The organism is Candidatus Cloacimonadota bacterium (assembly GCA_012522635.1).
In the GTDB taxonomy this organism is placed as follows: Bacteria; Cloacimonadota; Cloacimonadia; order Cloacimonadales; family Cloacimonadaceae; genus Syntrophosphaera.
This window is the reverse complement of the sequence record JAAYKA010000096.1, coordinates 1-12,300: the sequence shown is the minus strand read 5'-3', so window position 1 is coordinate 12,300 and position 12,300 is coordinate 1. Positions and strand designations below refer to the sequence as shown.

Genomic DNA, 12,300 nt, shown 5'->3' with positions numbered 1-12,300 from the left:
GTGCATAGACAACCCGATTTGCATCCGAAAACACAAATTAATGGACAGAAATATAAGCTATCTATCTGATAAACATACTGCTACAACTACAATTCCCCACTTTTTTGGGGGAATGCCTTAAAAAAGCTTCCATCAGCTGTTTTGACTTTTGCCGGGCTCCGCATTTCCAAATCTCAAATTCTCCAAATTCACAAATTCACCAGTCTTCACCCCGGGAAGGCGAGGTGGTTCACGCCGATTCCGCAAAAGTGTTCACGCAGATTACGCTGATTCCGCAGATTTTTTTGATAAGTAACAAAGTGACAAGGTGACAGAGTGACAACGTGGCCAGCGGACGGTGATGGGTTTGAAAACAAGAAAATGGTCTGGATACCTCACGTCCGTTCGGGATGACAAATGTCTCTTGGTTTGTTTACTAAAGAGCCAGGCTGGGGGATGGTGATGGGTTTGAAAACAAGAACAATCTGGATACAGTCAATATGCAAGCCAAAGACGCTTTGGTTTGAGTTTGGGATGTGTTTGGATTGTGTTCAGGTTGCAAACAGGCGTTTAAGGTTTTAATGATTCTCCAAATTCACCAATTAACCTGTCTTCACCCCCGGGTGGCGAGGTGGTTCACGCCGATTCCGCAGAGGGGTTCACGCAGATTACGCCGATTCCGCAGATTTTTTGAATAGATTAGGGATACACAGGATGGGGATGATGAAAAGGGGATTTTTAATGGGTAACAAAGTGACAAAGAGACTGGGTTATTCAGAAAACGTTCTCATCCGTTCAATCCGTGAAATCCGTTATATCCGTATGAAATTAATCTGCTGAATCCGCGTTTTTTCAGCGCCAATCTGCGAGAACCCTAAACCTTTTCTGGCCTGGATTTCTCGCGCGGGTCGAAGTGACGAATGTGGCAGGCTTTCAGTTTTGCCGGGCAAAGGCAATCTGGCGGATGGCTTCGTAGAGGACAATGGAGACGGCGTTTGAGAGGTTAAGAGAGCGGATATTTGGGTTTTGGGGGATGGTGATTGTCTGGCTGGGGTGGCTGTCCAAAACGCTTTCTGGCAGGCCACGGGATTCGGGACCGAAAACGAGGTGGTCGCCGGCTTGGAAATCAGCGTCCAGATAGCTGCGGCTGGCTTTGGTGCTGCAATACCAAATCTTTTGGGGTGGGCAGGATTCCAAAGCTTCCTCCAAACTATGGTGCATTTTGAGCTGGAGGTGTTCCCAATAGTCCAGTCCGGCGCGTTTTAGGGCTTTGTCGGTAAAAAGAAAACGGCAGGGTTGAACGATGTGAAGAACGCTATTTGTGCCCACACAGAGGCGCCCGATGTTGCCTGTATTTGCCGGGATTTCCGGTTCAAAAAGCACCACATGGAGTTGGGAATCCGGCAGAATCATAATCCGGGGAGGCTTTTGATTTGGTCTTGCCAAATACGCAGCCAAAGTTCAAGCTGGGGAAGGATTTCCTGCTTGTCCAGCCTGCTGTTCAGGCAGTAGGTCACCCAGGGCAAGCGGGCAAAATTTCCTGAAACCGGGGTGCGCCCGTTCGTGGGCATCATTCCCAGTTTGAACATCACATGCTGTTGGGCCTGAGGCGTGATGAGGTGTTCCAAAAGCTTGATGCCCATCTCGCGATTTTGGGAACCTGTGCAAAGGGCTCCATATTCGGTGTGGCAAAAACTGCCTTCCTGGGGTTGAGACGCCCGAATATGGCTTTCGGTGGGGAAAAAATCCGCAATCCAAGCCGGAGTGGAACCATAACCCAGGATGAGACCGCATTTGCCCTGTCGGAGCTCGCTGAGAGCTTCATCGTGGTCAAGGCAAATCTGGCAAACATTTTTGCGCAGGCTTTGCCAAAACTGTTCATAGCCGCTTTCGCCGAAAAGGGCAAGGCTCCAGAAAATCGAGCTTCGACCCAAGCCGGAAAAAGCCGGGTCGTAGAGCGCCAATTGTTGATGGAAGCGGGAATCCTGCAGCTCGCCAAAAGAGCGGGGAGGCTCTGGAAAACGCTTGGAATCATAGATGAAAGCCAGGTTTGCGGTTGCGTAGGGGATGAGCCGCTGTCCGGGGTCCTTGGGAATCTCGTAATTGATTTCGGCGAGCGAAATCCGGGGCAGAGCCTCAAATGGAATCAGCAAGCTATCCGCCAAAGCAAAGGCGCTGTCCAAACCCAGAACCACATCCGCGTTGGCGACATCATCATCCACGCGCAGGGAATCCAAAAGCTGGGGCAAAGTGTCGAAAACGATGAGGTTCAGGGCGCAGTTATGGGTTTCGGCAAAGTCCTGCAAGACAGCGGTTTCAAACCCGGAATCCCGGATATGGCGCAGGGCAAAAACGGTGAGCCGCGAAGTTGGAGCAGGCTTCTCCGGCGGAGCTTCAGCTTTCTTTTGACAGCCCAAAATGCCCAAAAAACTCAAGAAAAAAACTGAGGCCCAGAACAGCGCCACAGTTTTGTGTTTACAGCGAAAAAGATGGGTTTTCACATCCTGCCCAACAAGATGAACGCCACCACGAAATCCAGAACCAAAACCCAGGTGGCACTATAAACAACGGTTTGCGTGGTGCTGCGTCCCACACCTTCGGCGCCACCGGTTGTGCGATCGCCAAAATAACAAGCCAGTGTGGTGATAAAAAACCCGAACACGGTGGCTTTGACGAGGCCGCTGAGCAAATCGAAGGGTTCAAAATAGGCACGCATATTGTGGAAAAAAGTGTGGTGATGAATGCCGTTGCGCAGCCAGTTGAAATACCAGGCACTGCCAATGCCAATCACGTTTGCGACGATAGTCAGCGCTGGAAATGCCAAAACCCCAGCCGCCACGCGAGGCAGGTAGAGAAATTCATGGGGGTCCACGCTCATGCTTTGCAGGGCGTCCAATTGCTCGCTAACCCGCATGGAGCCAATTTCGGCGGCAATGGCGGCGCCGATTTTGCCGGTGAGCACCAAGGCTGTGAGCACAGGCGCCAGTTCTATCATGGTGGATTTTCCGATGAGGACGCTGAAAAGATGGTCAGGAATGTAGCCCCGGCCTTGGTAAACCAGTTGCAGCGCGGTGACAAGGCCAGTGAACAGGGAAGTGAAGGCAATCAGCGGCAGAGAATCGATGCCGATTTTTTTGAATTGGATTAAAAATTCATGGCGGCGTTTGCCCAGATGGGGCAGATGCTTCAGGATTCTACCCGTGAAAATAGCATAGGCGCCAACGCCGCTGAAGAGCTTAATAATCATGAGGGTTGTGGCTGGTGTCGAGGTTGCGGAAAAGGGTGTATTCGCTCACGAAGCCCAGTTCCACCGAGCCGGTTGAGCCATGGCGGTTTTTGCCAATGATGACTTCCGCGATGCCGGGTTTTTCGGTTTTTTCCTGATTGTAATATTCATCACGATAGATGAACATGACGAGGTCGGCGTCCTGTTCGATGGCTCCGGATTCTCGGAGGTCTGCCAATCTGGGGCGTTTGTCTTCGCGGTTTTCGAGGGCGCGATTAAGCTGGGAAAGCGCCACCACAGGCACTTTCATGTCTTTGGCGAGGATTTTCAAGCCGCGCGAAATTTCGGAGATTTCCTGCTGTCTGCTTTCACGATCTTTGGGCAGGGTCATGAGCTGAAGATAGTCGATGATGATGAGGTCCAATCCGTCAATTTCCGCTGCCAGACGTCTGGTTTTGGCTCTGATTTCCAAAGGTGTGTTGGTGCCGGATTCATCTATATAAATGGGTTTGGAGGAAAGAACTTCGGATGCCTGCATGATGCGGATTAATTTTTCCTCGTTCATGCCATAACCCTTGAGCATGGCGTCCATATTCACTTCCGAGGCGCTGCTGAACATGCGCATCACCACTTCTTCGGAAGACATTTCCATGGTGAAAACCGCCACTTTTTTGCCAAGGTTCACAGCCGCGTGGGAAGCGATATTCAATGCCAGAGAGGTTTTACCCATGGCAGGGCGGGCCGCGATGATGATGAATTGACCAGGACGAAAACCTCCGGCGAGGCGGTCAAGATCGCCAAAACCACTGGGGACCCCAACCACAGGCACTTTGGTGGTGGCGATGAGATCGATGTTTCGAATCACCTCCGGGCTTATTTCATCCAGACGCAAAAAACCCTGGTGCTGAGGGAGTTCGGCGATTTTGAAAATCTCCTGTTCGGCTTCATCCACGATGGTTTTGACCGGTTTGGGCGAGCTGTAGCAGGATTCGATGATGCCGTTGCAGGCGATAATCAGATGCCTCAGCAAAGCTTTTTCGGTCATGATATTCAGGTGATAATCAAAGTTCGCGCTGGAAATCACAAAGTCTGCCAGTTCATTGATGTAGGGAATGCCGCCGGCTTTTTCCAAGACCTTGTTTCGCTGCATTCTGTCTGCGAGGGTGACGGGGTCAACTTCAATGCTTTCGTTGAAAAGTTCGCAGATTACGCGGAAAATGAGTTTGTGCGCCGTGCGGGAAAAGTATTCCTCCTTGATGGTTTCAATGCCTTTGCTAACGATGCCGGAATCGATAATCATGGCTGAAAGCACGCCGGCTTCAGCATTTACATCGGTGGGCAGGGCGCGGTCGGAAATCTGGACCGCGTCCTTGGAAATGGCTTCCTTTTTAGGCATTTTTTACCTTCTCTGCCAGGGCGTCCGCCACTGCTCTGGGCACAAGTTCGCGCAAGTCGGAGCCAAGATCCGCCAATTGGCGCACCATTGAGGATGAAAGATACATATAAGGCAGGGAAGGAACCAGGAAAATGGTTTCGATTTCGGGATTGAGGCGGGTGTTTGTGAGCGCGAGGGAAAGCTCGTATTCAAAATCAGACACCGCGCGGAGGCCACGAATCATGACCCGGCAGTTTTGGGCTTGAGCAAATTCCACAGCCAAGCCGGTGAAGCGGACAACTTCCACATTTGGCAGGTGTTTCACCGCATCCTTGCAAAGCTGGAAGCGCTGCTCGAGGTTAAAGAGATTTTCCTTGCCGGTGTATTCTGCCACTGCAATAATCACGTGTTCAAACAGTTTTGCCGCTTTTTCAAGCACATTCACGTGTCCCATGGTGATGGGGTCAAAAGTTCCGGGGTAGATGGCGTTGCCGTTCATTTTACCTGCACCTTTGCGCGGATTTTTTCGATGTCGGCAATTTCCTTGGGAATGGCGGCGGAGAGCACCTTGTGACCGGTTTTGGTGACCAAAATGTCATCCTCGATGCGCACGCCGAGCTTTTCCTCTGGAATGTAGATGCCGGGTTCCACCGTGATGACATTGCCGGGCTCCAACACGGATTCACGACCTCCCACATCGTGGGTGTCCAATCCCAGGAAGTGGCTAACGCTGTGCATATAGTAGCGGATGATTTCCTCTTCTTTTTCGATGAGACCGATTTTGATGAGGGCGGCTGCCAAGCCTTTGCGCGTGGCTTCATTAAGCTGAGAAAGCTTTACGCCGGGTTTAATCATGGCAATAATCTTTTTTTGCACATCCAGCACGAGCTGGTAAATCTGTTTTTGGCGGGTGCTGAATTTCTTTCCGATGGGGAAACAGCGTGTGATATCCGCGCTGTAGCCATTGCAATCCGCGCCCACGTCCATCAAAACAAGTTCGCCTTTTTTGGTGCGACAGTTGTTGTCTTCATAATGCAGAGTGGCAGCGTTCAATCCGGAAGCGATGATGGGCGCGAATCCCCAATGTGGCAATCCGCTCACCTGCATGCGGTAAAAGAGGGTGGCTTCAAGTTCATATTCCATCATGCCGGCTTGGGCGGAATTCATGATGTCCGCAATGCCTTCTCCGGTGACGTCGATGGCTTTTTGGAGTTGCTGGATTTCCCACTCATCCTTCACCTTGCGCAAAGGCGCGATGAGTTCGTTGAGCTGCCTGATGCCGATTTGGGGAAACCTGGTGCGCAGCGGCTCCAACATGTGCATGGCCAGCGTGGGAGGCTTGTTCAGCTCGGCGAATCCCAGGTTGGTGTGGATGGTTTTCAAATAAGCTCCAGACATGGAAAGTTGAGAGTAAAATTCGTCCAGATGCAGTATGCTGGCAATGCCGCTGATCTGGGTGGCTTGGGCTGCGTTCAGTTTTTCACCTTCCCAAACGATGCGGTCGGGTTCGCTGCGTTCGATGAAAAGAGTTTCGATGAATCTTCCGTTGAACTTCATGCCAAAATAGATGAGTTCGGGGTGGTTCAAGCCGGTGAAATAAAGAAAATTCTTGTCCTGGAGGAATCTTTGTAGTTTGGGCTTGGAATTGGCGAAAATGATGACGCCTTCACTGTCTGAAAGCAGTTCAGCCAGGCGTTCGCGACGGGGTGAGGTAATCTTGGAGTTCATGGCATATCCTTGATTTCTATGTTGGTTACAGGTTTGTTGGAGAGCTTTTCCCAGGGTGAAGGTTCTTGACTTTCCTCCCAGGCTTTGCCAAAATCCGAAAAGTTGAGGTCGCTTCCTTGGTTCAGGGCGACGTCCATTCGATATTTAAAGAATTCCTGATGTTGGGAATCCACAAGTTTGATGTCCCAAAAGCCTTCAGTGAGGGTCCAAAGAGCGTTTTGCCCTTCGGATATGGTCCCGCCGAGTTTGTTTGAACCCCAGTCCAAATCTTCGGAGGGGGAAAGATATACCTCCAGAAGGGGCTTGGAGCCGTCATTGTTGAGAATGATTGCTCCGCCTGAGGGTTTGATTTCCAGGCTGGAAAGCAGGCCGGATCTGATTTTCAGCTTTTCAGTTTGGGGGAAAACAAAGTTTCCAATCCAACTGACGCTTACCTGCCGCGTCTCCTGAAAAAACTTTGACCAGTTTGCCCACTCACTGATTTTGCGTGGCTCAGCATCGTCCACGCTGACCCAAATCTCCGAGGCGGTCCGGTTACGGATCCTGAGTTCGGCATCACGTATGATACATGCGGATGCATTTAGCGCCGTCAGCAGGATAAACAGCAGCAGTGGACCGCGTTTCACCACCCATTCCTTATCCGGAGCTGGCAGCCTTTTTGCGGCTGGTGCTTCCAACCATGGTATATTTCGGTTCGCTGCCTTTGGAAACCACATCCGCTGTCACGCGGCAGGCACTGACTTTTTCCATATCCGGGATATCATACATGATTTTGAGCATGAATTTTTCCATGATGGCACGCAAACCACGCGCTCCGGCTTTTTGTTTGATCGCCACAGCGGCGATTGCCTTGAGGGCTGCATCGTCAAATGCCAAATCCACACCATCCATTTCGAAATACTTTTTGTATTGCTCGCAGATGGCGTTTTTGGGTTTGGTGAGGATTTCCACCAAAGCATCCTCGCTGAGTTCGTGCAAGGTGCAAAGAACTGGCATCCTGCCGATGAGTTCTGGGATGAGACCATATTTCAGCAGGTCATGAGACACGGTTTGGTCGAAGATATCGTGATCACTGGTGTTGCGTCCCAGTTGCACATCAAAGCCGATGGCTTTGGTATCCATTCTTTCCTTGATGATTTTTTCCAAGCCGAAAAAGGCTCCACCGGCGATGAAGAGGATATTTTTTGTATCCATCTCGATGAAATCCTGTTGGGGATGTTTTCTGCCGCCTTTCGGAGGTACGTTGACCTTGGTTCCTTCCAGGATTTTCAACAAAGCCTGCTGCACACCTTCACCCGAAACGTCGCGGGTGATGGAAGGTGTTTCGGATTTGCGGCTGATTTTATCAATCTCATCAATATATACAATGCCGCGTTCGGCTTTTTCAACGTCGTAATCGGCAGATTGCAAGAGCCTCACCAGAATGTTTTCCACGTCCTCTCCAACATAGCCAGCTTCGGTGAGTGTGGTGGCGTCTGAAATGGCGAATGGCACCTTCAGATAGTTTGCCAGGGTTTGAGCAATGAGGGTTTTGCCGCAACCTGTGGGGCCGATCATCATGATATTGCTTTTTTCCAGATCGATATCGTCATCTCCGGTTTGGCGGAAGATGCGTTTATAATGGTTGTAAACCGCCACCGAGATAATCATTTTGGCGTGGTCTTGACCGATTACATATTGATCCAGATAATCTTTTATTTCACTGGGCTTGGGCAGTTCGGTGAATTCCTCTTCGGGCTCGGGCACACTGCTCACAACGATGTTGTGGCACATGGAGATACATTCATCGCAGATGTTTCCCGCGATGCCCCGGATGAGGGTTTTCACCTCGGCTTCGTTCCTGCCACAAAAAGAGCAGCTCAGATTCTTGAGTTTATCCAAGAAATCCTCCTCGTTCTAGGTTCTTGGCAAATGCCATTGATGCAAAAATGGCATTGGGTCAAATCCAGTCAAGCTATTTTCTTGAATGGATTACTTCGTCGATGATACCGTATTCTTTGGCCTCATCGGCGTTCATGTAAAAGTTTCTGTCCGTATCCACAATCAGCTTTTCCAGGTCCTGTCCGGTGTGTTTGTGCAGGATTTCATTCATCCTTTCACGCAGATAGAGGATTTCCTTGGCCTGGATTTCGATGTCGCTGGCTTGACCCTGCACACCACCCAAGGGCTGATGAATCATGATGCGGCTGCTGGGCAAACCGGTACGTTTGCCAGGGTGTCCCGCCGCCAAAAGCAGCGCCGCCATGCTGGCAGCCTGGCCAATGCAGATGGTGCTTACCTTGGGCTTGATATATTGCATGGTGTCGTAGATTGCCAGCCCGGAGGAAATCACGCCGCCGGGGCTGTTTATATACATATATATATCGCGTTCGGGGTCTTCGCCTTCCAGGTGTAAAAGCTGTGCCACGATGGAGTTCGCGAGGTTGTCTTCAATCACTCCGCTCATGAAGATGATCCTGTCTTTTAAAAGGCGGGAATAGATATCGTAGGCGCGTTCGCCGCGTCCCATTTGTTCGACAACTATCGGAATGTAATTCATTATTTCTCCTCGTTGGTTTCGTCGGTTTTTTCGGCTTCAGCAGTTTCAGGTTCCTCAGGTTCCGGTTCGGGTTCCACGAATTCGTTTTTGGCAGCGATGTCACACAGGACCTGATGTGCCAACGCATCAATCTTAAAATGTTCGCTTGCGATAAAATCCGCTTGTTTTTCACGAAAAGCGCCGGGGCTCATTTCATGTAGGATTGCCTTGTGTTCGATGTAGGCATCAATCATTTCGTCTGTGGCTTCAAGTCCTGAATGTTCGACCAGGGCAGTAACAAGATACATGTTTGCCATTTCGGTCACCGTTTTTTGGACGACATATTCCTGCACAATCTCATGATATTCAGGGCTGAATTGTTCCATTTCCTGTTGCACGAAGTGTGAAAGTGTTCTGCGGGGAAGCTCGAAAGGGTTGTCTTGGAATAACTTCGCCAAAATGGCTGAATGTTGGGCTTCCTGATTGTAGTGTTCCACTTTTTCGCGCATGTCATCCGCAATCTTGGCCCTCATTTCCGTCATGTTTTCAAAATCCATGTCTTTGGCAAATTCATCGTCCACATCGGGATGAACATATCTGGTAACGGCATTCACTTCCAGAGTGCATTGGTATGTTTTTTCAGGATTAAGATCAAATTCGCCGGGATTATCCTGAACATTATATTCCATTATTTGCATACCAGTCAAATCCAAGTCTATCTTGTCGCCGGTTTTCATGCCCACAAGTTTCAGGATTGGATCATCCTCTTTTGTGTTCTGAACCCTAATGTTCACATCGATGTTTCGAGCTTGTCCTTCAAGTTCAAGGCTCAGAGTTCCTTCGATAAAGTCGTTCAATTCGGCAGCTTCAACATCCTGGATGCTCCCATTTTGCTGAGCCAGTTTTTCGATGAAGCTGTTCACTTGGTCTTCCAGCAGCATTGGCTTGAAAGGGATTTTGAGGCCTTCCAAGCTTGCGAATTCCACCTGGGGTTCTTTTTCCAGCTCGAAAACCACCTTGAAATCTTCACCTTCGTTCCAGCTCAGTTCGTTCACGGTGGGGTGGAGCAGGTAGCTGAGTTTGTGTTCCTGGGATGCTTCGTTGAAAACGTCGATGGCATAATCTTCCTCAAAAAGGTCTTTGATCCGCTCACCATGTAGTCTTTCCACCATGGAAAGGGGAGCCTTTCCCTTGCGAAAACCCGGAACTTCAAAGCGTTTGGCGGATTTCTGAAGGAATTTTTGATAGGCTTCGCCGGCTTTTTCTGCTTCAACCGTGATGGTCACCTCTTGGACTGTTGGGCTGATCTGTTTGATATCTGTTTGCACAATTTCTCCTGATAAATTTGGTGCGAAAGAGGGGACTCGAACCCCTAAGGGATGCTCCCACTGGATCCTAAGTCCAGCGCGTCTGCCAATTCCGCCACTTTCGCAAGTGATTTATATTTTATATGATAGTTATACTTTGGGGCGCGGTCAAGTTTTTCAGATTCCGAGGGCGCAGTTGTCAATCAGTCTGGTTTTACCCATGAACACCGCCAGCAGCATTCTGGAGTTTTCGTTTACCATAGCCACGTCTTCCAGCGTGTCCGCGTCAACAATCTTTATATAATCAATTGTTCCACCAGCCGCCGAAACTGTTTTGCTGGCTTCTTCAATCAGTGCCGCGCTGTCACGGGTTCCAGACGCAACCTGCTCTCGTGCCATTTTCAAAGCTTGGCTGAGGCTTATGGCTCGCAGGCGTTCGTCAGGCTCCAAATATGCATTTCGGGAGCTGAGCGCCAAACCGTCTTCTTCTCGAATTATGGGACAGCGCACGATGCGGGTTTCGCAGTCCAAATCTTTCAACATTCTTTCCAGCACAACAATCTGCTGAAAATCCTTGAGCCCCATATACATTGAATCGGGGCGCACAATGTTACAAAGCTTCAAAACCACGGTGGCGACACCGCGGAAATGTCCGGGACGGCTGGCACCACAAAGCTTTTCCGAAAGACCTTCCACATCAATCCAGGTTCGATATCCTGGTGGATACATCTGAACGTCGTCTGGAAAGAAAACGAGGTCAGCCCCTCTTTTTGAAAGCAGTTCAAGGTCTTTGTCCAAATTCCGCGGATATTTTCCAAGGTCTTCGGAAGGACCGAACTGCGCGGGGTTCACATAAATCGAAACCACGCAAAGGTCGCATTCCGTTTTGCAACGCTCCACCAGGGAAAGATGTCCTTCGTGCAGAGCGCCCATTGTGGGCACAAAACCCACTTTCAAGCCTTGTCTCGATTCACGCAGGGATTGACGGATTTCGTCTTTGCCTTGGTAAACGCGCATTACTTTACGGGGTCGTTATTAGCGTCCAGAATGATGACCTTCGGCTGATATGCAAGCATTTCGGCATCGTCCATCAAACCGTAGTTCACCACGATGATTCTGTCGCCAATATGCACTTTGCGTGCCGCGGCACCGTTGATGCTTATTTTACGGCTTCCCGGTTCGGCAGCAATGATGTATGTGGAAAATCTGGCACCGTTGTCCACGTCCCAAATTTCCACGCGTTCATATTCACGCATCCCGCTCAATTCCAGAAGTTCTGAATCAATCTGGATGCTGGCGTTATAATTCAGATCGCATTCTGTCACCGTTGCCCGGTGCAGCTTCGAAAGCAATTTATATCTGAGCATTTAGCACACTCCATTTCATGGATTTTTAGCCACAAAAAATTCAATGGCTCTCGTGTCAATGTTTTTGTCTGCTTTTAATGTATCATCCGCGAAAGAAAGCCATTTTTCGCTCATGTTTCATGTTCATTTGCTGGATTGACAGTACCCGAGCCGATGATTTCATAAAAAGGCAGCTACGTGATGGTTTTTTTGAAGTGTGACAGGATAAACAAAATCCACCTGCAAAAGCTTGGTTTAAATTGCTGTCTCTTGCCTGCCGCCTTATGTCTCCCTTATGTTTATAAAGCCAAATATAAGCCACACATGGTGTTATGACCATGTGCACGTGTTTTCAGCAGACTCGTTCTTGTATATGGATTCGATGGTTTCAAGGTCTCATTTTTGATGGGAAATCGAATGCTTTTGACAGCGAATATGGCCTTAAATTTTGGCTCGAATACCCCAATGTGGGAGTTGTTAAAAAAATTTTTACATATCGTAATCACTTGTTTGAAGAAGAAATAGAATACAGGGCTGTCTAACTGACGAAAGATTTTTTAAAATTTGTATTGACAGAAAAACCGGCATATCTTTTCTGACTCAACCTGCGCGGCAGACGCTGCGCATTTTGATCTTTCAAAGTTTATAGAGTGCCACATAAGAGATTTGTGCGAGCCAAAGAAGTCAATAACAAAATCATTATACATGATGGAGAGTTTGATCCTGGCTCAGGACGAACGCTGGCGGCGTGGATTAGGCATGCAAGTCGAACGGTATGGTGCTTTCGGGCATCAGAGAGTGGCGAACGGGTGAGTAACACG

Annotated in this window: 12 protein-coding genes, 1 tRNA gene and 1 rRNA gene; 1 reads left to right on the top strand and 13 read right to left on the bottom strand. The window is 49.4% G+C overall.

Features of this window, described 5'->3' with window-relative positions; all coding sequences use genetic code 11:
• Positions 1-912: 912 nt before the first annotated feature.
• The 13 genes from GX135_05070 to GX135_05010 form a co-directional block, all read right to left on the bottom strand.
• Positions 913-1,392: a tRNA (cytidine(34)-2'-O)-methyltransferase gene (locus tag GX135_05070; GenBank protein NLN85459.1), complete on the bottom strand. Its 480-nt coding sequence runs from the start codon at positions 1,390-1,392 to the stop codon at positions 913-915.
• Entirely contained in the window at positions 1,389-2,480 is a 1,092-nt protein-coding gene (locus tag GX135_05065; GenBank protein NLN85458.1) for a thiamine ABC transporter substrate-binding protein, read from the bottom strand. The genes GX135_05070 and GX135_05065 overlap by 4 nt, the downstream gene beginning before the upstream one ends.
• Entirely contained in the window at positions 2,477-3,226 is a 750-nt protein-coding gene (locus GX135_05060; GenBank protein NLN85457.1) for an ABC transporter permease, read from the bottom strand. The genes GX135_05065 and GX135_05060 overlap by 4 nt, the downstream gene beginning before the upstream one ends.
• Positions 3,216-4,601, bottom strand: a complete 1,386-nt coding sequence (dnaB, locus tag GX135_05055; protein NLN85456.1) for a replicative DNA helicase — start codon at positions 4,599-4,601, stop codon at positions 3,216-3,218. The genes GX135_05060 and dnaB overlap by 11 nt, the downstream gene beginning before the upstream one ends.
• On the bottom strand, positions 4,594-5,079 hold the full coding sequence (coaD, locus tag GX135_05050) for a pantetheine-phosphate adenylyltransferase (protein NLN85455.1): 486 nt from the start codon (positions 5,077-5,079) through the stop codon (positions 4,594-4,596). Before coaD ends, dnaB begins: the two co-directional genes overlap by 8 nt.
• Positions 5,076-6,308, bottom strand: coding sequence for an aminopeptidase P family protein (locus GX135_05045; protein ID NLN85454.1), 1,233 nt, complete (start codon positions 6,306-6,308; stop codon positions 5,076-5,078). The genes coaD and GX135_05045 overlap by 4 nt, the downstream gene beginning before the upstream one ends.
• Entirely contained in the window at positions 6,305-6,934 is a 630-nt protein-coding gene (locus GX135_05040; protein ID NLN85453.1) for a hypothetical protein, read from the bottom strand. The genes GX135_05045 and GX135_05040 overlap by 4 nt, the downstream gene beginning before the upstream one ends.
• 10 nt (positions 6,935-6,944) lie before the next feature.
• Entirely contained in the window at positions 6,945-8,189 is a 1,245-nt protein-coding gene (clpX, locus tag GX135_05035; protein ID NLN85452.1) for an ATP-dependent Clp protease ATP-binding subunit ClpX, read from the bottom strand.
• 73 nt (positions 8,190-8,262) lie between these two features.
• Entirely contained in the window at positions 8,263-8,847 is a 585-nt protein-coding gene (clpP, locus tag GX135_05030) for an ATP-dependent Clp endopeptidase proteolytic subunit ClpP (protein ID NLN85451.1), read from the bottom strand.
• Positions 8,847-10,154 (bottom strand): hypothetical protein, encoded by a 1,308-nt coding sequence (locus GX135_05025; GenBank protein ID NLN85450.1) that lies wholly within the window; start codon positions 10,152-10,154, stop codon positions 8,847-8,849. Before GX135_05025 ends, clpP begins: the two co-directional genes overlap by 1 nt.
• A gap of 18 nt (positions 10,155-10,172) precedes the next feature.
• Positions 10,173-10,258, bottom strand: a tRNA-Leu gene (locus GX135_05020).
• Between the two features lie 52 nt (positions 10,259-10,310).
• The gene (locus GX135_05015) at positions 10,311-11,150 is read right to left on the bottom strand and encodes a pantoate--beta-alanine ligase (GenBank protein NLN85449.1); all 840 of its coding nucleotides are present in this window, start codon (positions 11,148-11,150) and stop codon (positions 10,311-10,313) included.
• Positions 11,150-11,500, bottom strand: coding sequence for an aspartate 1-decarboxylase (locus GX135_05010; protein ID NLN85448.1), 351 nt, complete (start codon positions 11,498-11,500; stop codon positions 11,150-11,152). Before GX135_05010 ends, GX135_05015 begins: the two co-directional genes overlap by 1 nt.
• A gap of 681 nt (positions 11,501-12,181) precedes the next feature.
• Between GX135_05010 and GX135_05005 the strand changes: the two genes are divergently transcribed.
• A 16S ribosomal RNA gene (locus tag GX135_05005) occupies positions 12,182-12,300 on the top strand; the annotation flags it as partial.

What these genes read in the sequence shown, in the direction of transcription:
- dnaB (NLN85456.1), bottom strand. Translation starts at nt 4,601, where the DNA reads ATGCCTAAAAAGGAAGCCATTTCCAAGGACGCGGTCCAGATTTCCGAC.
- GX135_05015 (NLN85449.1), bottom strand. Translation starts at nt 11,150, where the DNA reads ATGCGCGTTTACCAAGGCAAAGACGAAATCCGTCAATCCCTGCGTGAA.
- GX135_05045 (NLN85454.1), bottom strand. Translation starts at nt 6,308, where the DNA reads ATGAACTCCAAGATTACCTCACCCCGTCGCGAACGCCTGGCTGAACTG.
- GX135_05070 (NLN85459.1), bottom strand. Translation starts at nt 1,392, where the DNA reads ATGATTCTGCCGGATTCCCAACTCCATGTGGTGCTTTTTGAACCGGAA.
- clpP (NLN85451.1), bottom strand. Translation starts at nt 8,847, where the DNA reads ATGAATTACATTCCGATAGTTGTCGAACAAATGGGACGCGGCGAACGC.
- GX135_05010 (NLN85448.1), bottom strand. Translation starts at nt 11,500, where the DNA reads ATGCTCAGATATAAATTGCTTTCGAAGCTGCACCGGGCAACGGTGACA.
- coaD (NLN85455.1), bottom strand. Translation starts at nt 5,079, where the DNA reads ATGAACGGCAACGCCATCTACCCCGGAACTTTTGACCCCATCACCATG.
- GX135_05060 (NLN85457.1), bottom strand. Translation starts at nt 3,226, where the DNA reads ATGATTATTAAGCTCTTCAGCGGCGTTGGCGCCTATGCTATTTTCACG.